The organism is Acinetobacter sp. YH12097, assembly GCF_013419225.1.
GTDB classification, from domain to species: Bacteria; Pseudomonadota; Gammaproteobacteria; order Pseudomonadales; family Moraxellaceae; genus Acinetobacter; species Acinetobacter amyesii.
Genome location: NZ_VPAN01000001.1, coordinates 22,405 through 43,354 on the forward strand (window position 1 = coordinate 22,405; position 20,950 = coordinate 43,354).

A 20,950-nucleotide genomic window follows, 5' to 3' on the forward strand; every position below is an offset into this window, starting at 1 on the left:
TCAACAACAAATATATGTATTTGAACAATATCTGTTTGAGCATAATAATGACAATAAAAATTGTCAAATATTCATCTGATCTGAGGAAAGTGCAGAGATTGTACTAAGGAGGGCATCTAAAGCCTGTTGAATCTCATCCTTCCATGCAAAGGAACAATTTAAACGGATATATTGAGTTTTGGCTTCCGCAACATTAAATAAACGGCCTGGTGCAATGCCAATCTGCTGTTGAATTAAGGCTTCATAGACTGCCATACTTTCAACATTTTCCGGTAGTTTTAACCAAAGAAAATAACCACTTGGATGATATTGTAATTTGCATCCAGTCGGTAGGCGGCTTTCTAAATAACGGTAAAACTGTAATTTGTGTTGTTGTAGACTTTTTCTTAAGACCCGTAAATGTTTTTCATAATGATAATTTGAAATAAATTCCACCAAGGCATTTTGCAATAAGGTATTGACGGAAATCGTGCTCATGAGTTGTAAGTGTTGAATCGCTTGAGAGTATTTACCGGCGTGCACCCAACCGACCCGAAATGCAGCGCCCAACGTTTTAGAAAAAGAAGAGCAATGTAAGACCATATTATTTTGATCAAAGTATTTCATTGAAACAGGTTTCTTGGACGCATAATGCATTTCTTCATACACATCGTCCTCAATTAAATGCACATGATATTGGTGTAAGAGCACGGCAATTTTTTGCTTGATTTCATCACTCACTGTGAAGCCCACAGGATTATGTGAATTCAGCATCAACCAACAGATCTTGACGGGATAAGTTTTTAAAATATGTTCAAACGCGGTTAAATCAAAACCGTCTTGTGGATGTTCAGGTAAGGTCACCACTTTAAGGCCTAAGCGCTCTGCAGCTTGCAAGGCGCCATAGAAAATATTTTGCTGTAACACAATATAGTCACCCGGTGAAGCTATTGCCTGTAAGGAAAGATTCAGTGCATCCATACAGCCTGAGGTAATCACAATATCCTCTGGATCTGTGGCAATGCCTTGCATGCAATAGCGCTGTGCAATTAACTTACGTAGGGCTAAATTACCAGGTGGAAGATTATCAATGGCATCGTAACTTTTGGAATTTCGGGAAATTTGCCCCATGATTTGGGTTAACTTTTTAGAAAAAACAATGTCTTGAGCTGGAAAAGCTGATCCCAAGGGAATGATTTTTTCATCTTGTATTGATTTTAAATACTTAAATACTAGTGAGTTAATTTCAACCGGTGTGTTTAAGGACACGATTTGAGTTTGTTCAGCCTCTATTTCGACTAAGCCTTGCGCCACATAGTAGCCAGATTTCTCACGTGCATAGATTAAGCCACGCGATTCTAACTCCTGATAAGCATTCATGACTGTGATTAAACTAAAGCCGGACAACTGCACTTGTTCACGTAAAGAAGGGAGTTTTTCGTGCGCTTTTAAAGTGCCATTTTCAATCAGTTGACGTAGGTGCTGTGCGAGCTGTTCCGATTTATACATAGTCATCAACAAGTCAAGATTCTGTTATAAATATATCAGTAAAAGTTTCCCAGCATTATATTTTTATAACAGATGGGTCGGTACTGTTATATGTTTTTTCAAATTCACTGTATCTAGTTTTAAGCTTGAATTTTTTATAAGGTGCATTGACCACAACACTTGTGGTGTCAAATGGTATAGAAGTTAGGGAGTTGACTATGTTTAAAGCCAGTGAATTAGAACTGTTACAACATTTACTGGTGGGTGTTCCATTAACAGCTTCAACGCTGCATCTGTTGCAACAACAGCATACTAATTTAGAAGCAGTACTTTTACGCAGTCGAATTTTACGACAAGTACAGCAAGTGGGCTATGTCAGTATTTGTCAGGAGCATATGAATGCCAAGGCTGAAAATGCGGCTTTTTTATTTGCACCTTTTATCTTAGCGAATTTGAATCAGAAGGTGATCTACGCTACACCACAAAGCCCTGAAAATGTTGCAATATTAAATCGTTATTACCATGCTGAGGCTAAACTTAGCGCATTTAAAGTTGATGATGTTTTATCGGGACTAAATGTCTACATTGAGCTACATAATGAACAACTATCGCCAGCAAAATACTTCTATTTTAGTTTGATCAATAGCTTATGTAATCCGAAAGTTTCCAAAATCATTTGTATTACACATCTACATATAGACCTAGAAAAATTAAAAAAGCTCGCTGAATTTTTAGATGTTGAAATCCATGTCTTGGCTGATAAAGCTGAACCGATTGACTTTGATCTAAATAAAATCAATATGTTAAAGCTGCTATTTAAAGACAAAGATCAGCAATATATCGATTTATGCCAAAAATTTTCGTTTATCAATGCGAAAATTTTACAACGATTAGGTTTATATGAGTTTGACCGTGCGCAAGTCTTGGTAGAAGACATGTTTTATTCAGAACACATCTTTGAAAAAATGTCGGTCTACGGTGAATATATTCAAACGCATCTACAGCACCAAGTTAAAAAGCAAAGTCCTGCATAAGCTATTCAGATGGGAAAGTAATTTTATATCTGTGATATGATCACTTTAAAAATGCAAAAAGCTTGTAAATGTAGACTTACAAGCTTTTTTTTAAATTTAAAACCAAATTATTTGGCCTAATGATCATATTAATACTTTATGAACTGATCATGAGCGAACATGAAATGTAAGATATACATGCAATAGCGAGTTGCAATAAGCGAATAGATTATCGCTTAAGGTAGATAAGAATTATCTGCACCAACGACAAACGCTACACCAATACAGAATAAAAGCACATAGATTGAGAACCAAATAATGGCACGTTTAAAGGCCTTATCTGAAATTTCACTGTCTGCATATTTTTGCGGTTTTTTAGGCTCTTGATTGCTCATAAGATGTACTCTAAATCCCTAATGGTTATAGGTGATTATTGGGGTATATCACTTGAAAGCATAGATACAACATTCATCTAAATTTCTATAACAGTTATAGTTTAGAAGCAGCCATCCTGACTTAATCCATTAATAAACTATGATATTGGTCGGTTCTTTTTCTCAAAAAGTCCCAAACCAATTTAATGCGTGGCTCATGTTGTAAATCGACTAAGGTTAGCATCCAAAAGGTATGTACAAAACGAACATCTTGCGCCAAGACCTGTTCTAATTCGGGTTTTTCCTCGGCCAAAAACTTGGGCAATATTGCCAATCCTGCACCCGCACTCACGGCAATTTGTTGTGCCAAAATACTACTACTTCTAAAGTTTGCATTGAGCTGAATAGGTAAGCGCTCTAAACAATACAGTTCAGGGCTATAGACCAAATCATCTATATAGTTCACAAAAGTGTGTGATTTTAAATCTTCTAAGGTATGAATGGGTTGCGTGTTTTTTAAGTATTCCTTACTGCCATAAATCTTTAAACAATAGTCTGCTAGTCGAGTAATGATATAGGGCCCAGATTTCGGTCGATCGATGGAAATAACAATATCTGCTTCACGATGTGAAAGCTTGATCATTTTCGGGACAGGAATAAGGTCGATAGTCAGCAAGGGGTATTTTTTGGACAATTCTGCCAAGAGCTGTGTCAAAAATGCTGTTCCAAACCCTTCGGGTGTGCCAATTCGCACACGACCTTGCATAGATTGGTTGGGTTTTTCGATTTGTAAAAAGGCCTGTTCCATTTGTTCAACGCGAGGAACCAGTGCCAAACCTTCTAAAGTGAGCTCATAACCTGTGGCTTCACGTTTAAATAATGGTGTGCCTAAAGCCAGTTCTAGCGCATGTATGCGTCGAGAAACTGTACTGTGCTCAACACCGATAATACGTGCGGTATTGGTTAGGGTTTTCGCACGAGCCAAAACCAAAAAATACTGTAAATGATCCCAATCTACTTTCATTGTTATTGTCATCCCTGTGCATATTTGCACATCAATCGTGCGTGAATCTCTATTGGTAGTCAAAATTTTCTTTGCTAGTTTGAAGTGAATTGGAAAATATAAATATAAGGCTTTTGGATATTTTCTAAGTCAGTACAAAACAATAAGTGCCTATGGAGAGGTCATGAACACAATGTCAAATATTCAGTCATCGACGGCTAAATTATTAATTAACGGTAAATTTGTAGAGTCAAACACTACAGAGTGGCGAGACATTTTAAATCCTGCAACTCAAGAGGTTTTGGGTCGTGTACCAATGGCGACTATGGAAGAAGTGGATGCAGCGATTGCTTCAGCTCAAGAGGCGTTTAAAACTTGGCGCTTAACACCCGTTCAAGCACGTATGCGTATTATGCTGAAACTACAAGATCTGATCCGTAGCAATATGAAAGACATTGCCCGTGTACTGACTGCTGAGCAAGGAAAGACGCTAGCAGATGCTGAGGGTGATATTCAACGTGGTTTAGAAGTCGTTGAGCATGCATGTTCGGTTGGCACACTTCAAATGGGCGAATATATAGAAGGTGTGGCACGTGGTGTGGATACCTATACTTTGCAACAACCTTTGGGTGTATGCGCAGGAATTACGCCATTTAACTTTCCTGCGATGATTCCACTGTGGATGTTCCCAATGGCTATTGTCAGTGGAAATACCTTTGTTCTAAAGCCATCTGAACAAGATCCATTGTCGACCATGATGCTTGTCGAACTTGCGATTGAAGCCGGTATACCAGCAGGCGTATTGAACGTAGTGCATGGTGGTAAAGACGTCGTTGATCGTTTATGCACACATCAAGCTATTAAGGCCATTTCATTTGTAGGCTCTACAGCTGTTGGTACACATGTATATAACCTTGCAGGACAGCATGGAAAACGTGTGCAGTCGATGATGGGGGCTAAAAACCATGTGGTGGTGATGCCAGATGCCAATAAAGAACAAACTTTAAATGCTCTCGTTGGTGCAGCATTTGGTGCGGCAGGTCAGCGTTGTATGGCTTTGTCGGTTGCTGTCATGGTTGGTGAAAGTAAAGAATGGGTCAATGAACTGGTTGAAAAAGCCAAAACGCTGAAGGTTAATGCAGGGCATGAGCCGAATACCGATATTGGCCCAGTCATTTCACCTCGCGCAAAAGCACGTGTACTGGATTTAATTCAAAGCGGTGTAGAACAAGGCGCAGAACTGTTGCTGGATGGTCGTGATGTTGAGGTCATTGGCTATGAGCAAGGAAACTTTGTCGGAGCAACGATTTTTAATCAAGTTTCAACCGATATGCGTATCTATACCGAAGAGATCTTTGGACCCGTTTTAGCCATTATACATGTTGATACTCTGGAGCAGGCGATTGAATTAATTAATGCCAATCCATTTGGCAACGGTGTAGGACTATTTACACAAAGCGGAGCAGTCGCTCGTACATTCCAAAGCGATATTGATATTGGTCAAGTGGGTATCAATATTCCAATTCCTGTACCTGTACCTTTCTTTAGCTTTACAGGATCGCGTGGTTCAAAACTGGGTGACTTAGGTCCATATGGTAAGCAAGCAATTCAGTTCTATACACAAACCAAAACCATCACCAGTCGTTGGTTCGAAGATACACAAGAAAAAGGTGAAGTGAATACCACCATTAACCTACGTTAATTTAGGAGTTCAAGGATGAATATTGCCTTTATCGGTTTAGGAAACATGGGCGGAAAAATGGCCCAAAACCTACTCAAAGCAGGTTTTACGGTTTACGGTTTCGACTTAAGCGAAATTGCGATTCAGCATTTTACTGAAGCAGGTGGCATCGTTTGCCAAAACCCACAAGATGCAGCGAAACAAGCAGATGTTGTGATTAGCATGTTGCCTGCTGCCAAGCATGTCAAAGAAGTGTATTTGGGAGAAAATGGTGTATTAGCGGTAATGAAAGCAGGAAGCTTATGTATCGATAGCAGTACCATTGATCCGCAAACCATTAAGGATATAGCCGAGGCGGGTGCTGCACATCAGATAAAAATCTGTGACGCACCTGTTTCAGGCGGAACTATTGGTGCTCAGGCAGGTACATTAACCTTTATGGTCGGTTCAGATGATCAAACCTTTGAAAAAACCAAAGCGGTATTGGGCCACATGGGTAAAAACATTGTGCATTGTGGTGATGTGGGTGCAGGTCAAATTGCGAAAATTTGCAATAACTTGATTCTTGGTATTTCCATGGCAGCCGTTGCTGAAGGTATGGCGCTCGGTGCGCGTCTGGGGATTGATCCTCAAGCCTTAGCAGGTGTGGTGAATAGTTCGAGCGGACGTTGCTGGAGTTCGGATGTATGTAATCCATGGCCGGGTATCTCAGCAAATGCACCTGCAGGACGTGGCTATACCGATGGTTTTGCAACGCAGTTGATGTTGAAAGATTTAGGATTGGCTGTAGAAGCCGCAGGACAAGTCAAACAGCCGATTATTTTAGGTGGACTGGTTCAGCAGATGTATCAACAGCTGTGTTTACAAGGTAATGCACACTTAGATTTTTCAAGCATTGTGCAGCAATACTTACCTAATGGCGCTGAATAATCAGATTGAATACTAATCTGGCCTAGGGATGGCTAAAAATACTAACACTCGTGTCGGAATAACAATAAATTAAGACTGAGGTAGAGAAGATGTCGAATTATCAAGATGTTGCAAAGGCATTTGACTTAAATCATGCTGCCAAAGAAATGTTATCAGGCTCTTTAGAGCAATTAAATGCATGTTATGAATGCTGCGACCGTCATGCGATTGATCAAGATAAGGTTGCACTGTATTGGCAAGGCAAAGATGGGCGGAAAGAACAATATACCTTTGCAGAGCTGCAACAGTGGTCAAGCCAATTTGCCAATTTTTTAAAGTCACAGGGTGTGCAAAAAGGTGATCGTGTATCGGGTTTATTACCCCGTACAGTTGAATTACTTGTGGTGATTTTAGGGGCTTGGCGAATAGGTGCTGTATATCAACCGCTATTTACCGCCTTTGGCCCCAAAGCCATTGAACATCGTTTACACCTTGCACAAAGCAAATTGGTGATTAGCGATGTTGGTAATCGCAGTAAATTAGATGAAGTTGCACATTGTCCCCAAATCGTTACTGTTGCAGATCCAGCGGGTCAAGGGATTCAACAGGGAGATTTAAACTTTTGGGATGAAGTAAACGCACAGTCTACAGATTGTGAAATTGTCCTACAGAGCATCAATGATCCATTTCTTCTAATGTTTACTTCAGGTACTACAGGTCCTGCAAAGCCCTTAGAAGTCCCGCTTAAAGCTTTGATCGCTTTTGGTCAATATATGAAAAATGCGGTAGGACTGCGTGAAGATGATTCGTTTTGGAATATTGCCGATCCGGGTTGGGCTTATGGTTTGTATTATGGAATCACTGGACCACTTTTACTTGGACATGCAACACTCTTTTACGAAGGTGGTTTTAGCATTGATAGTTTGTGTCAGATCGTAGATGACTACAAGGTGACGAACCTTGCAGGCGCACCGACAGCGTATCGAATGATGATGGCGGCTGATCCTGAACAAATGGCAAAACTCAAAGGGAAATTTAGAGTCGTGAGTAGTGCTGGAGAGCCGCTTAACCCTGAAGTGTTCCGCTGGTTTAAACAAGTCCTCGATGCACCGATCTTTGACCACTATGGTCAGACTGAAGTTGGTATGGTGGTGTGTAATCACCATGGTTTACAACATGATATTCGCGCAGGTGTCGCAGGTTATGCCAGTCCAGGATATCGCGTGGCGGTTGTTGATGAACAAGGGCAAGAGCTAGATGCAGGAACGCCAGGAGTACTGGCTGTTGATATCAGTCAATCACCGATGATGTGGTTTGGTGGCTATAAAGAAAGTCGTAAGTCACCCTTTGTAAAGCATTATTACCTCACGGGTGATACCGCAGAATTACACGCAGATGGCAGTATGAGCTTCGTTGGTCGTAATGATGATGTGATTACCACATCAGGTTATCGTATCGGGCCATTCGATGTAGAAAGCGCTTTACTTGAGCATGATGCAGTGATTGAAGCTGCGGTCATTGGTGTGCCTGATCCAGATCGGACAGAAATCGTAAAAGCTTTTGTAATTTTAGCTGAGCATGTCACAGCGTCCGAAGAATTAGCAGAGCAGCTAGGGCAATTTGTGAAAAAGCGCTTATCCGCACATGCTTATCCACGATTGGTGGAGTTCGTTCAAGAACTACCGAAAACTCCAAGCGGAAAAATTCAGCGCTTCTTATTAAGAAATCAAGAGATTGCAAAACAATCCACGCAGCATGCAAGTTAAATGACGTAACGATTAACTCTAAATTAATGCCGAACAATCAGGATCAGGAATCAAGCTTTCATTCAGTTCTAGTCATTTTCAAAGTGGATGAAAGCAATTGATTGATGTACAGGAAGATAAGATGCAATTTACCGAAGAACAATTATTAATTCAGGACATGGCACGCAGTTTCGCACAGGAAAAAATTAAACCTCAAGCGGCTGAATGGGATAAAAACGGTACCTTTCCCAAAGCGGCTTTAGCGCAGATGGGGGAACTGGGTTTATTGGGTATGTTGGTATCAGATGAATGGGGTGGTTCAGATACAGGTAATCTTGCCTATGTTATGGCTTTAGAAGAGATTGCCGCGGCAGATGGGGCAACCTCAACCATTATGAGTGTACATAACTCGGTAGGCTGTGTTCCTATTGCTAAATTTGGCACAGAAGAACAAAAGCAGAAATATTTAGTGCCTTTAGCACAAGGCAAAATGATCGGTGCATTTGCATTAACTGAGCCACATACGGGTTCAGATGCTGCTGCCATTAAAACTCGTGCAGTAAAAGATGGCAATGAATGGGTGATTAATGGTGCTAAGCAGTTTATTACCTCTGGACATAATGCAGGGGTCATTATTGTTTTTGCTGTGACTGATCCAAGTGCAGGGAAAAAAGGCTTGAGTGCTTTTATTGTCCCAAGAGAAACACCCGGTTATGAAGTGATTCGTACTGAAGAAAAGCTTGGATTACATGCCTCAGATACCTGCCAAATTGCACTAACAGACGTGCGAGTGCATGAAAGCCTAATGTTAGGAAAAGAAGGTGAAGGTTTGAAAATCGCCTTATCAAATCTAGAAGGCGGTCGTATTGGTATAGCGGCGCAAGCAGTTGGTCTTGCACGTGCAGCATTAGAAGAAGCAACCCGATATGCCAAAGAGCGTATTACCTTTGGAAAGCCGATCTTTGAACATCAGGCAGTTGCGTTCCGATTGGCAAGTATGGCAACAGAAATAGAGGCCGCACGCCAATTGGTCTATCACGCGGCACGTTTAAAAGAAGCAGGACAACCTTGCTTAAATGAAGCGTCTATGGCCAAGCTTTTTTCATCTGAAATGGCTGAGCGTGTTTGCTCTGCAGCATTACAAGTCTTTGGTGGTTATGGCTATCTCAAAGATTTCCCGATAGAGCGTATATATCGTGATGCACGTATTTGCCAAATCTATGAAGGTACGAGTGATATCCAACGTTTAGTAATTGCCCGTAGCTTATAACGTCTTTAAGACATTTAAAACGACAAGGCTTCAGATATGAAGCCTACTCATAAATATTGAACATATATAGGGATCTCACATGCAATTTGAAACGATTCTGCTCGAAAAGAACAATGGTGTTGGACTCATTATTTTAAATCGTCCTCAGGCCTTAAATGCGTTGAATAGCACAATAATTAAAGACCTTAATTTGGCCTTAGATGATTTAGATCGAGATCCAGCCATCGGTTGTATGGTTATTACAGGTTCTGAAAAAGCCTTTGCCGCTGGTGCAGATATTAAAGAAATGGCTGAACTGAGTTTTCCAAATATTTATTTGGATGATTTTTTTCATCTGGCAGATCGAATTGCACAGCGCCGTAAACCTTTAATCGCCGCTGTTAGTGGTTATGCGTTAGGTGGAGGCTGTGAGTTAGCGCTCATGTGTGACTTTATTTACTGTTCCGACAATGCAAAATTCGGTTTACCAGAAGTGACTTTGGGAGTAATCCCAGGGATAGGTGGGACACAGCGCTTAACGCTTGCTATTGGTAAGGCCAAAGCCATGGAAATGTGTCTGACTGCGAGACAAATGGGCGCAGTAGAAGCAGAGCAGAGCGGTTTAGTTGCTCAAGTCTTCCCTAAAGAGGAGTTAGTCGAAAAGACCTTAAAAGCTGCTGAAAAAATAGCCGAAAAATCTGTAGTCGCAACCATAATGATCAAAGAGTCAATTAACCGTGCATTTGAAGTGAGTTTGCAAGAAGGTTTACGCTTTGAACGTAGAACATTCCATTCGATTTTTGCAACTCAAGACCAATAAAGAAAGCATGCAAGCATTTGTTGAAAAGCGCCAAGCCAATTTTAAAAACAATTAAAAATAAAAAAAGGATAATACGGATATGAGTACAAATAACTTAATGATTGAAGAACATGGACATTTAGGCCAAATCAGTTTAGATCGCGTGGCAAGTTTAAATGCCTTGTCTTTGGAAATGATTCAAGGGATTCAACAGCAATTAGCACTATGGGCTGATCAAACCCATATTCATGCCGTACTTATTCGCTCAAATAGTCCCAAAGCATTTTGTGCAGGTGGAGATATTCGCTATCTCTATGATAGTTATATGAATGGTAGAGAAGATCATCAAGCTTATTTTCAAGCTGAATATGAAATGCTGAATAGCATTCGTGCGTATGAAAAACCCATTATTGTCATACTTGATGGCTATGTACTTGGCGGTGGATTTGGCTTGGCCCAAGCATGTCATGTGCTTGTGAGCAGCGAAAAATCTAGATTTGCCATGCCTGAAACTGCCATTGGATTTTTCCCAGATGTGGCTGCGACACACTTTTTATCACGTTTAGATGATATTGGTGTGTACATGGCAACTACAGGCGATCAAATCAGTGCCAGCGATGCGTTGTATCTAGATTTGATTGACTACCATGTTCCGAGTGAGCAACTTGTTCAATTAGAAGAAGAATTAAGAAATTCCAAGCAACTAAGCAAGGAAAATATTGAACAATTGATTGCGAAATATATTACTCGACCAGCGGAAAGTGAACTTAGTCAAAATGCAGATTTAATTCGTAAGCATTTTGGTTTTGAGAGCATTAATGCCATTGAAAATAGTCTTGAAAATGAACAGCATAATGATGCTCAAGTGTGGGCGCTAAAAATACGCAATACCTTGGAACAACGATCTCCAATCGCGAAAAGAATCAGTTTACAACTCCAGCATTTAGGTCGTGGTCTTTCACTGAAGCAATGCATGCAAATTGAACGACATTTACAAGACGTTTGGTTTCAACATGGCGATATTGTCGAAGGTGTGCGCGCATTAATTGTGGATAAAGACAAACAGCCAAAGTGGCAACAGTCTAGTCCGACCTTAGATAAAATAATGGAGGAAATATCTATTTAATCAGTAATTTAAAAACATTCACGGTTCAAACCCTTGGTCAATATTCATATTTGATTTTATGTTCGATATGAACCAGTGACTCAGCGTAAATTAAACATATATAAGATCTAAAAATATTGATTTTCATGAAGAAAATCATCATACAAATCAAGCATCGTGAAAATGCAACGTAGAAATATCTTGCAGAATAAGGAAGATAACAATGCAAAATGTACAGGGAAACACAGCTCCACCAGCTAAGTCCTCGCATCGTTTAGCGGGTATTTCCAGTATGGTGGGTACAACCATCGAATGGTATGACTTTTTTATCTATGGTGCTGCCGCAGCACTCATTTTCAATCGACTTTTTTTCCCAAATCTTGATCCCTTAACTGGCGTGTTGGCTGCATTTGCAACCTATGCTGTAGGCTTTATTGGTCGACCACTCGGTGGAATAGTTTTTGGTCATTTTGGCGATAAAGTTGGTCGTAAATCAATGTTATTGGTCACATTAATGTTGATGGGTATTCCCACGGTGATGATTGGGTTGTTACCGACATTTGAAACCATTGGTTATTGGGCAACGGTCTGTTTAATTATTTTAAGATTTATACAAGGCATGGCCATGGGTGGAGAATGGGGCGGAGCAGTACTCATGGCGGTAGAACATGCGCCAGCGGGTAAAAAAGGCTTTTGGGGAAGTCTACCGCAAGCCAGTACAGGTAGTGGTTTATTGCTCGCTTCGGTAGCTTTAGGTCTAGTCTCAATGTTACCTGAAGAAGCGCTATTTAGCTGGGGTTGGCGTCTACCATTTTTAGCCAGCATTATTTTACTGGCTGTAGGTTGGTATATTCGTGTAAAAGTACCGGAGTCACCAGACTTTGAAAAAGTTAAAGCTCAAACTGAAACAATTAAAGTTCCAGCAAAACAAGTGTTTAAAAATCATCCTAAGCAGTTGATTACGATTATTTTATCTCGAGCTGCTGAAAATGCTTGGTTCTATTTGGCATCGACATTTGCTTTAGCCTATACTACCACACAGCTGAATATTCCTAGACAAGACATTTTGTTTGCAACGATTTGTGGTGCTGCAGTCATCATGGTCATTACGCCAATTTTTGGACATTTGTCTGATAAAGTTGGGCAAAAAAACATGTTTAGATTTGGTTTATGCGTACTGGCTTTATACAGCTATCCATTTTTTGCGATGTTAAATACTAAAGATCCAGTATTGGTTTGGACGGCCATTGTGATTGGTATTGGTGTGGTTTTTCCTTTGATGTATGCGCCGCAGTCACAGTTATTTTCGCGCCAATTTCCAGCAGAAATACGTTATAGCGGTATTTCAATCTCAGTTCAATTTGCAGGCGTGCTAGGTGGTGGTTTAGCTCCATTAATCGCGACAAAATTGCTAAGTATTGGTGATGGAAGCCCAAATTTAATTATTGCGTATATTTCAGGCTTTGCAGTGATTGCGATTATTGCATCATCATTCTTAAAGCCGGATCAAATAGAGCGAAAGGAAAATGCATTTAGCAGTGAGGAAATCAAATCTTCCTAAATCAACAATTAGTAAAACAATTGATTGATTTAAATATAGAAATTAATGTGAATTAGCCATAGCAATCGTTGTTATGGCTTTTTTCTTGTCTGAGGATTGTAGCAGGACAAATAATATTGTCAGTATTGCGTAGGATCTTGGCGGCACAAAATATGTTTGATGTGTAAGAGCAACAAATCAAGTTTGTTACACAGATGAAAGATTTAAGCACCAATAAATTAAAAAATATTAAATATCAAAGTCTTAATTATACTATTTCGTATAATATATATTATGTTAAATAGAATATCCAAGACTGTGGCCTACACAACGCATCCGTTGCCACAGCTCGACATCGTGAATCTGTAAAATTATCATTCACGATGCCGAGTACGCTAATGAACATAATATACGTTATGCCGAAATCAGAATCTTATCAATTGGCGAATCTGACGTTCCTGATGTTTAAATTCAAACCCTCTCATTTTTTCAACTCGCTCAGGTTATAATAATGGTCTCCCAAAATATGATTGATCTAATATGAGCACCTCCAATGACCCTTTACACGGCAAAAAACTTGCTGACATCTTGGATGAATTATTGGATTACTACGGTGGTTTTGAAGGCTTAAGCCGCAAAATTGAAATTAGATGTTTTTGCATAGATCCAAGCGTTAAATCATCACTACGATTCTTACGTACTACACCTTGGGCACATGAAAAAGTAGAAAGCTTATATTTGTATGTCTTACGCCAAAAAGCCAAACAGAAAGCGTAACGATTAATACCTACGCTCAAATAATCTTGTATAGCAGTTTGTGTTTTAAGATAAAATGAAACTGCTGAATCCTTCTAGCTATTCCTTGCACGCAGTATTTTCGCCTCAGATTTAATTCGATCCCTATTATGAGCAATCCTTTTTCCCAGCATCATCAAATTGGTGTAGTCACTACATTTTCTGAATTGATTCATCGTCATTTTGAAGGTCAAATGAATGCGCTCTGTTGGCAACGCAGCTTACAAGGCGACTTTAAAGAAATAGTCGAAAAACTCGAACTGATTGAAAATATAACCGAAATTTCTATAGATGATCTGATGAAGTTAACACTTTCATCGCAAGGCCATTTAGCCAGAGAAGTTATTTTAAATGATCTGCAACAATTAACAGAATTTGGTGCATCACCTTCGTTGAACTTGCTCAAATGTTATGAACGAGATGATGAATTCGATTTCATCTCAACCGATGTTTATTCCTTTCATGTCGATCGATCACCTATCGCTACCGATACCTTTTTATGTACATATTATGGTGCTTCCAGTGATATTGTGCCAAATGATCAAGTGACACAAAGAATCTTAATTCCTAAAATACGAGAACAACTTAAAGATTTGTACGATGGCCCTACCTCAGAATTTGATGATTTTTTAGCGGAATATTTTTTTGATTTACATTATCAGCTCAAAGAAAATGCTGTGCCTGTAAATCTAGGCAATGGTCATCTTTGGCGTTTAGCGGTGGATCATCCTACACAGCAAGTTTTGCCTTGTGTACACCGCGCACCTGTAGAAAATGTAGGTGAATATCGGCTTATACTGATTTGCTGATTTTAGCTGTGTTTAAATATTGATAAATCGTAAGTCCATACGATCCATTCTGTCTAATGAATGAACCGTATGGGTTAATGCAATATCGTTTTAATCAAAATTGCTTAGTCTAGATTATTGAGATCGAGCTGTATTAAGCCAGCGGTAAAGCACTGGCAATAGCACCAAGGTCAGCAAGGTGGAAGAAAGAATACCGCCGATCACAACCGTGGCTAAAGGCCGTTGCACTTCCGCACCTGTACCTGTTGCCAAAGCCATTGGTACAAAACCTAAAGAGGCAACACAGGCAGTCATGAGTACTGGGCGTAATCGAAGTACAGCGCCCTGCCATACGGCTTCATGCAATGGATACTTGTCCCCCAGTTCTTTAATGAAGGTCAGCATGACCAGGCCATTCAGCACAGCAACACCTGAGAGTGCAATAAATCCAATCCCTGCAGACATCGAAAGCGGAATATCTCTTAACCAAAGAAACAATACACCGCCCGTTAAGGCAAAGGGTACGCCAGTAAAGACCAGCAGACTTTCTTTCACATTATGAAATACTGCCATTAATAAAATAAAGATGGTCAGTAGTGCTAAAGGAATGACAATTTGCATTCTTGCTTTGGCAGATGCAAGGTTTTCAAATTGACCGCCATATTCAATCCAATAACCGCTTGGTAATGCATATTGTTTCAGCTGAGTCTGCATATCCGCCACAAAAGAACCTAAATCACGGCCTTCAACATTGGCAGTCACTACAATACGGCGTTTACCATTTTCACGGCTGACTTGATTGATCCCATCTACATTAGACACTGTGGCAACATTTGAGAGTACAATACTGCCACCATTTGGCAACTTTAACGGTAGTTGTGAAATCGTGCTTACATTACGGTCTTGATCATTTAAACGAATAACAAAGTCAAAACGGCGATCGCCTTCTAAAATCTCCCCTACACTTTGTCCACCGACACTGGCTGCCACAGTATCCTGTATAGATTTAACGCTTAAACCATATTGCGCAGCCAAAGCCTTATCTATTTCAATATTTAATAAAGGCAAACCTGAGGTTTGTTCAACTTTTACGGCGCTACTCCCCGCAACTTGCTGCATAATTTTGGCAATTTTAGTGGCTTCTGTGTTAAGCACTTGCATATCATCGCCAAATATTTTAACGCCCACATCACTACGCACACCTGAGATCAACTCATTAAAGCGCAGTTCAATAGGTTGGGAAAACTCACTGTTATTACCTGGAATTGTAGCCACATAAGCCACCATACGGCCACGCAGTTCATCCACACTTTCTTTAGGGTTTGGCCATTCATTACGTGGTTTGAGCATAATATAACCATCGGAAATGTTCGGAGGCATTACATCGGTTGCCACTTCTGCTGTACCTGTACGAGCAAATACAGCCTGAATCTCTGGAAATTTTTTCAGCAGCAATTTCTCAGCGTTCTCCTGCATTTTTAATGATTCTTCTAGGCCTGTGCTTGGTGAGCGCATCAACTGAACTGCAAAATCACCCTCACTCAGCTGTGGTGCAAACTCACTGCCAATTTTGGTGCTTAAAAGCCCAGTAATGAGCAGTAAACACAGTGCAAAAGTCATCACTACAGCCTTGTAATGAAAGGCTTTATTTAAAATTTGAAGATACTGCTTTTTCAGCCAATTCATCCAACGGCTTTCTGTTTCTTTAATTTCACCTTTCACCCAAAGCGCTACAGCAGCAGGTACAAATGTAATAGACAGAATGATCGCCGCCACAAGTGCCAATACCACAGTTAATGCCATCGGATGGAACATTTTTGCTTCTACACCACTTAAAGCAAAAATTGGCAAATACACCACTAAAATAATCAACTGACCGAATATCAGCGGACGGCGTGCCTGACGAGCAGCCAAAAAGACTTCTTTAAAGCGTTCATTTTGCGTTAATGGACGTTTCAACGTTTGCTGTGCATGGGCTAAACGTCGTATACAGTTTTCAACAATCACCACTGCGCCATCAACAATAATCCCGAAATCAAGCGCGCCTAAGCTCATTAGGTTCGCGCTGATATTCTTTTGTGCCATACCGGTTAAGGTAAACAGCATGGATAGTGGAATAACGCAGGCAGTAATTAAGGCGGCACGGATATTACCTAAAAAGATAAATAAAATGATGATGACCAGAATTGCGCCTTCAACCAAGTTCTTTTGAACGGTTTTAATGGCTTTCTCTACCAATATGGTACGGTCATACACTGTTTCAATTTTTACCCCTTTGGGTAAGCTGGCTTGAATGTCTTTAATTTTGGCATCTACAGCTTTCGAGACAGTTCGGCTATTTTGCCCCATGGCCATCATGGCAATACCTAAAACGGTTTCTTCGCCGTTATAGGTTGCACCACCTGTGCGCAAATCATGCCCTATCGATACTTGTGCAATATCACCCACCCGAATTGGACTGCCGTTTGGGCTGTCAATCATGGTGTTTTCAATATCTGTAATGGTATTTAAGGTTCCCGGCACTCGAACTGTTAACTGCTGACCATTTTCCTCAATAAATCCTGCACCACGGTTTTCATTATTTTCTGTAAGCGCTTGCTGTAATTGTTCTAATGACAGGTTCAGCTGTTGCATGCGGTTTAAATCAGGTGAAACCACGTAGGTTTTATTAAAACCACCAATACTGTTGACCTCGGCAACACCTTGTACACGCTGTAATTGCGGACGCACAATCCAGTCCTGAATTTCACGCAAATCCATCGCGCTATATGCCGTACCATCTGCTTTTTTTGCATTGGGTTCTGCTTTCAGCACCCATTGATAAATCTCGCCCAAACCTGTCGAAACTGGCGACATCGTCGGAGAAACCTGAGCTGGCAATGACGACCGAACTTCCTGTACCCGCTGATTAATTTGCTGACGTGCCCAGTAAATATCCGTACCGTCTTTAAAGACAATCGTGACTTGTGACAGGCCATAACGGGAAATAGAACGGGTCAACTCCAAATCTGGAATACCTGCCATCGCATTTTCAATCGGATAAGTAATCCGCTGTTCAACTTCTAACGCTGTAAAGCCATTGGCCTGCGTATTAATTTGCACTTGGGTGTTGGTAATATCAGGGACTGCATCAATCGGCAGTTTTTGATAACTATAAATCCCGACGGCAATCCACGTACAAACAAACAGCATCACCCAAATTGCATTTTGAATTGAAAACTGAATAATGCGTTCGAATAGACCTTCTGGCTTTGGTAAATTTGTGTTCGGGTTCTCTGAATTAGTGTTCATGGCCAGCCTCGTCTTTTTCCAGTTCAGATTTCAGTAAAAAACTGCCTTGGGAAATATACTTTTGCCCTGCATCAAGACCCGAAATCACTTCTAGCCATTGCCCATCACTGGATGCTTGTCCAAGTTTTAGCGCTTGCGCTTTTAAATGCACTTGACCTTTTTGTTCAGATTCAACAATAAAAATACTGTCTTTACCCTCTATGCTTTGCACGGCGGACTTTTGCACCCGTAATACATTTTTAGTACCTGAATCTGCCAATAGCACATTGACCATCACATTCGGGCGAAGCTCAGCAGATTGTTGTTTTAATTTGGCGCGTACCACCAAGCGTCCAGTTTGCACATCTGCCTGTGATGTCAGGCTTTGTATCTCTGCGCTATAGAGCTGATCTGAGCCATTAATTTTGAAAGAGACGTTTTGACCCTTTTGTAATTGTGCGGAATATTGATGAGCTAAGTTAAATTCCAGCCACAAATCTTTAAGCTGTTCGATGGTGAATAATTGGTCTGCCAATTGCACATTTTCACCCACCACAATATCTTTTTGACTAATCACGCCAGAAATTGGCGCGCGAATAATAAATCGCCCATTTTGACCGCTATTTGCGCCCAAAGCTTGCAAGCGCGATTGTGCTGACTGTACGCTAATTTGAGCCTGACGATAGGTATTTTCGGCACGCTGAAAGTCCTGTTTGGCAGAAATCCCTTGAGACCATAGCTTTTGCTCACGCTGATAATCTTTGCGAGACAAATCTAAATTAGCTTCAGCCATACGTAAATTGGCTTGCTGATCAATCAATTCAGGTACTGACAGCACAGCTAGAGTTTGCCCTTTTTGTACAGTTTGACCGAGTGCTACACTGACTTGCTCGACATGACCGCTGAAGTTTGGGGAAATATGTGCCTGCTGATCAGTATTAACGGCCAATTTACCTGGCAATTGAATAATATTTTCGACCAGACCACTTTCCGCAGTCGCCATTTTAATTCCTTGTTCTATCATTTGCTGAGCGGTGAGTTGCAGTTCACCTTCTTCTGCATGTTCTGCTTCAGCATCACTATTATTAGCCTCGTTATGCTCTCCTTCATGCTCAGTTTTATCCGCATCGGATTTATTTGTACTGAACCAAAGAGCAGTACACAGCATCAGCGTTAAGCCAATTAAAACTGCAATCATCAAAGGCTGTGAAATTTTTCCATCTTGTTTAATTTTCATGTGATTAACTGCCTTATTGTGCTGATGCGCTCTTGATGAGAGTGTGGGATGCTTCAATGGCTTTTTTATTCAATTGACTATAAGCATCTGAACGGCTGATTTCTTCATAACTAGTGCCAATACTTAAGGCTTCAGCACTGAGTGCGCTCTGCCAAGCCTGCGCCAAAATTTGCATTTGGCTAAGTCGAAGGTCTTGGAGTTGTTTTGTGGTTTGCTGTACATCTGTAATGGCAAATTTACCTGCCTGAAAACCTTGCAAAGTTCGGTTTTGAACCTTTTCAGCCAAGCCAATCTGACTGCCTGTGGCATCAAACTGCGTACGTAGACCTTTAAGCTGGTGAATGCTGTTGGCGATGTCCAAAACTTGCTGTTTTAACTCGCGCTGTTGCTGATGATTTAATAAAATTTGCTGTTTTTGCGCCATTGGAATGGCATATTGCTGGCGGTTAAAAATATTGAGCGGAATATCCACACCAAGTACCAAGACCGTATCATTGGTATCTGTTGGAGACTTGGTACGTGACATGCCCATATTTAGGGTTGGGTTTGGACGTGCCTGTACTTTTAAATGTTCAATTTGCTGATTTGCCTGCTGAACATTCAAGGCATACAATTTTTGTAGCCAACCTTCCGATAAATTACGCTCAACTAAACTTTGGCTCTGTTCAGGCCAAGGCGTAACGCTGTTATTCAACGCAATTTGCGACGTAGTTTCACCCCATAAATTAGAAAGCTGACGCGCCACAGTTTGCTGTTTTAAAAGCGCCTGTTGGTATAGACGCTGTATTTCCAAAGCTTCAATTTGAGCGCGCTCTACATCCACCAAAGCAATACTGCCTGCCTGATAGCGTTTTTGCGCGCTGTCCAAATTAGATTTACTGAGTTTGAGCTGTGTAGCGTAAATCGATTGCTCATTTTGAGCGATGGCTAGCTGTGACCATGCAAACTTCACAATCAACTGACTTTGCGCATTCCAAATTTGCTGTTGCAACTGTATTTGCTGTGCAGAGGTACTCGCGAGTGCTTGATTGATTTTACGCTGACCGAATACATCCATTGGCTGGCTGATTCCGATACTGAGCTCTTGATCTTGATTTTTACCAAAACCATTTTGTTCAATCGATAGGCTTGGGTTCTGCCAGAGCTTGCTTTGGCGCACATTAAAATCAGAGATTTGCTGTTGTTGTTGCCAAATATCTGTTTGTGCTTGGTAGTTTTGTACTTTGGCAAATGTAGATTCAAAACTGCTGACATTTTCTGCAAAAGTACTTTGTAAGGCCGTCGAAATACCGACAGCTAAACCTAGACGTATAAACGCCGTAAAATATAAAGACATGAATTTTCCCACTTATTTATTAAAAAAAGTGGCGGGAATGTTTTAGGCTACCCCGCCATTAGCGGGGCATAAACAGGAGGAGGTGTTTGCAGTAAGAGATCAGGCGCTTGATAAAGATTCGTCCAAACAAATTTTGGCGAATATTCAAAGGCCTGATGCGCAATAAAAAGAATCGATTGTTGGTTTTGTACAATCAAATGCGTCATAGACGGCAAATGGTCTTGATGATCTTCACCGAGTTGCAGATCACTTGCGGTATTTTTGATTGGCTTGCTATTGGATTCATCAGATGCTTGATGCAACGAATGCTGTGGATTGGTTTCACTGCTGACGCATAAGGTATTTTGATGATGACCAAAATGATAGCTTTGAACAACTTGGGTTTGCTCTTCATGCACACAGAAAGCGGCTGCCACGTTCCAAAGGCTTTGGAACATGAACAATCCGACTAAGACTGTTATCCATGTCGCAGAACGCATATTGTATCAATCAAGAAAATTTTAACGATTATAAAGCTTGGAGTCGGTCGAAGGTCAAGTGAATCTTTGAATTTGTCTTAAAAATGGATTGCCATAGAGATATAACGTAACGCATTCGCTTTAATCCCCTGACACGGCACATTCTAAAGACAATCCATTG

At 40.7% G+C, this 20,950-nt stretch carries 16 protein-coding genes and 1 pseudogene; 10 read left to right on the plus strand and 7 right to left on the minus strand.

The window, feature by feature from the left end; translation table 11 throughout:
• Window positions 1-63: 63 nt before the first annotated feature.
• A complete protein-coding gene (locus FTU37_RS00095; protein ID WP_168379628.1) occupies window positions 64-1,488 on the minus strand; it encodes a PLP-dependent aminotransferase family protein in 1,425 nt (474 codons plus the stop codon).
• Between the two features lie 197 nt (window positions 1,489-1,685).
• Between FTU37_RS00095 and FTU37_RS00100 the strand changes: the two genes are divergently transcribed.
• Complete coding sequence (locus FTU37_RS00100; RefSeq protein WP_168379605.1) at window positions 1,686-2,501, plus strand: hypothetical protein; 816 nt, start codon at window positions 1,686-1,688, stop codon at window positions 2,499-2,501.
• 215 nt (window positions 2,502-2,716) lie between these two features.
• On the opposite strand, the gene FTU37_RS00105 is transcribed toward FTU37_RS00100, so the two are convergent.
• Both FTU37_RS00105 and FTU37_RS00110 read right to left on the minus strand, forming a co-directional pair.
• Window positions 2,717-2,875, minus strand: coding sequence for a hypothetical protein (locus tag FTU37_RS00105; RefSeq protein WP_168379604.1), 159 nt, complete (start codon window positions 2,873-2,875; stop codon window positions 2,717-2,719).
• A 121-nt stretch (window positions 2,876-2,996) separates the two neighbouring features.
• Window positions 2,997-3,878: a LysR family transcriptional regulator gene (locus FTU37_RS00110; RefSeq protein WP_218954622.1), complete on the minus strand. Its 882-nt coding sequence runs from the start codon at window positions 3,876-3,878 to the stop codon at window positions 2,997-2,999.
• A gap of 163 nt (window positions 3,879-4,041) precedes the next feature.
• Between FTU37_RS00110 and FTU37_RS00115 the strand changes: the two genes are divergently transcribed.
• The 9 genes and pseudogenes from FTU37_RS00115 to FTU37_RS00155 all read left to right on the plus strand — a co-directional run bounded on the left by FTU37_RS00115 (window position 4,042) and on the right by FTU37_RS00155 (window position 14,489).
• Window positions 4,042-5,559, plus strand: coding sequence for a CoA-acylating methylmalonate-semialdehyde dehydrogenase (locus FTU37_RS00115; RefSeq protein WP_168379603.1), 1,518 nt, complete (start codon window positions 4,042-4,044; stop codon window positions 5,557-5,559).
• Window positions 5,560-5,574: 15 nt separating this feature from the next.
• Window positions 5,575-6,468, plus strand: coding sequence for a 3-hydroxyisobutyrate dehydrogenase (gene mmsB, locus FTU37_RS00120; RefSeq protein WP_168379602.1), 894 nt, complete (start codon window positions 5,575-5,577; stop codon window positions 6,466-6,468).
• A gap of 89 nt (window positions 6,469-6,557) precedes the next feature.
• A complete protein-coding gene (locus FTU37_RS00125; RefSeq protein WP_180123535.1) occupies window positions 6,558-8,213 on the plus strand; it encodes an AMP-binding protein in 1,656 nt (551 codons plus the stop codon).
• Between the two features lie 121 nt (window positions 8,214-8,334).
• Window positions 8,335-9,462: an acyl-CoA dehydrogenase family protein gene (locus tag FTU37_RS00130; RefSeq protein WP_168379600.1), complete on the plus strand. Its 1,128-nt coding sequence runs from the start codon at window positions 8,335-8,337 to the stop codon at window positions 9,460-9,462.
• Between the two features lie 79 nt (window positions 9,463-9,541).
• Window positions 9,542-10,316 (plus strand): annotated as a pseudogene (locus FTU37_RS00135) (enoyl-CoA hydratase).
• Between the two features lie 24 nt (window positions 10,317-10,340).
• Window positions 10,341-11,366, plus strand: coding sequence for an enoyl-CoA hydratase/isomerase family protein (locus FTU37_RS00140; RefSeq protein WP_180123536.1), 1,026 nt, complete (start codon window positions 10,341-10,343; stop codon window positions 11,364-11,366).
• A 202-nt stretch (window positions 11,367-11,568) separates the two neighbouring features.
• Entirely contained in the window at window positions 11,569-12,906 is a 1,338-nt protein-coding gene (locus FTU37_RS00145) for an MFS transporter (RefSeq protein WP_180123537.1), read from the plus strand.
• Window positions 12,907-13,425: 519 nt separating this feature from the next.
• Window positions 13,426-13,662, plus strand: a complete 237-nt coding sequence (locus FTU37_RS00150) for a VF530 family DNA-binding protein (RefSeq protein WP_168377462.1) — start codon at window positions 13,426-13,428, stop codon at window positions 13,660-13,662.
• A gap of 128 nt (window positions 13,663-13,790) precedes the next feature.
• A complete protein-coding gene (locus tag FTU37_RS00155; protein ID WP_168377463.1) occupies window positions 13,791-14,489 on the plus strand; it encodes a DUF1826 domain-containing protein in 699 nt (232 codons plus the stop codon).
• A 114-nt stretch (window positions 14,490-14,603) separates the two neighbouring features.
• On the opposite strand, the gene FTU37_RS00160 is transcribed toward FTU37_RS00155, so the two are convergent.
• From FTU37_RS00160 to FTU37_RS00175, 4 genes are read right to left on the minus strand one after another with little or no spacing between them, the layout of a single operon-like run.
• A complete protein-coding gene (locus tag FTU37_RS00160; RefSeq protein ID WP_180123538.1) occupies window positions 14,604-17,759 on the minus strand; it encodes an efflux RND transporter permease subunit in 3,156 nt (1,051 codons plus the stop codon).
• Window positions 17,749-18,975: an efflux RND transporter periplasmic adaptor subunit gene (locus tag FTU37_RS00165; RefSeq protein WP_180123539.1), complete on the minus strand. Its 1,227-nt coding sequence runs from the start codon at window positions 18,973-18,975 to the stop codon at window positions 17,749-17,751. Before FTU37_RS00165 ends, FTU37_RS00160 begins: the two co-directional genes overlap by 11 nt.
• Window positions 18,976-18,988: 13 nt before the next feature.
• On the minus strand, window positions 18,989-20,311 hold the full coding sequence (locus tag FTU37_RS00170) for a TolC family protein (RefSeq protein WP_180123540.1): 1,323 nt from the start codon (window positions 20,309-20,311) through the stop codon (window positions 18,989-18,991).
• 47 nt (window positions 20,312-20,358) lie between these two features.
• Window positions 20,359-20,790, minus strand: a complete 432-nt coding sequence (locus FTU37_RS00175) for a cation efflux protein, CzcI-like (RefSeq protein ID WP_216076638.1) — start codon at window positions 20,788-20,790, stop codon at window positions 20,359-20,361.
• Window positions 20,791-20,950 lie beyond the last annotated feature (160 nt).

Bases quoted from the DNA above. Each gene is read 5' to 3' on its own strand.
- FTU37_RS00110 (WP_218954622.1), bottom strand. From the start codon at position 3,878: ATGAAAGTAGATTGGGATCATTTACAGTATTTTTTGGTTTTGGCTCGT.
- FTU37_RS00100 (WP_168379605.1), top strand. From the start codon at position 1,686: ATGTTTAAAGCCAGTGAATTAGAACTGTTACAACATTTACTGGTGGGT.
- FTU37_RS00105 (WP_168379604.1), bottom strand. From the start codon at position 2,875: ATGAGCAATCAAGAGCCTAAAAAACCGCAAAAATATGCAGACAGTGAA.
- FTU37_RS00145 (WP_180123537.1), top strand. From the start codon at position 11,569: ATGCAAAATGTACAGGGAAACACAGCTCCACCAGCTAAGTCCTCGCAT.
- mmsB (WP_168379602.1), top strand. From the start codon at position 5,575: ATGAATATTGCCTTTATCGGTTTAGGAAACATGGGCGGAAAAATGGCC.
- FTU37_RS00175 (WP_216076638.1), bottom strand. From the start codon at position 20,790: ATGCGTTCTGCGACATGGATAACAGTCTTAGTCGGATTGTTCATGTTC.
- FTU37_RS00165 (WP_180123539.1), bottom strand. From the start codon at position 18,975: ATGAAAATTAAACAAGATGGAAAAATTTCACAGCCTTTGATGATTGCA.
- FTU37_RS00160 (WP_180123538.1), bottom strand. From the start codon at position 17,759: ATGAACACTAATTCAGAGAACCCGAACACAAATTTACCAAAGCCAGAA.
- FTU37_RS00140 (WP_180123536.1), top strand. From the start codon at position 10,341: ATGAGTACAAATAACTTAATGATTGAAGAACATGGACATTTAGGCCAA.
- FTU37_RS00115 (WP_168379603.1), top strand. From the start codon at position 4,042: ATGAACACAATGTCAAATATTCAGTCATCGACGGCTAAATTATTAATT.
- FTU37_RS00155 (WP_168377463.1), top strand. From the start codon at position 13,791: ATGAGCAATCCTTTTTCCCAGCATCATCAAATTGGTGTAGTCACTACA.
- FTU37_RS00150 (WP_168377462.1), top strand. From the start codon at position 13,426: ATGAGCACCTCCAATGACCCTTTACACGGCAAAAAACTTGCTGACATC.
- FTU37_RS00125 (WP_180123535.1), top strand. From the start codon at position 6,558: ATGTCGAATTATCAAGATGTTGCAAAGGCATTTGACTTAAATCATGCT.
- FTU37_RS00170 (WP_180123540.1), bottom strand. From the start codon at position 20,311: ATGTCTTTATATTTTACGGCGTTTATACGTCTAGGTTTAGCTGTCGGT.
- FTU37_RS00095 (WP_168379628.1), bottom strand. From the start codon at position 1,488: ATGTATAAATCGGAACAGCTCGCACAGCACCTACGTCAACTGATTGAA.
- FTU37_RS00130 (WP_168379600.1), top strand. From the start codon at position 8,335: ATGCAATTTACCGAAGAACAATTATTAATTCAGGACATGGCACGCAGT.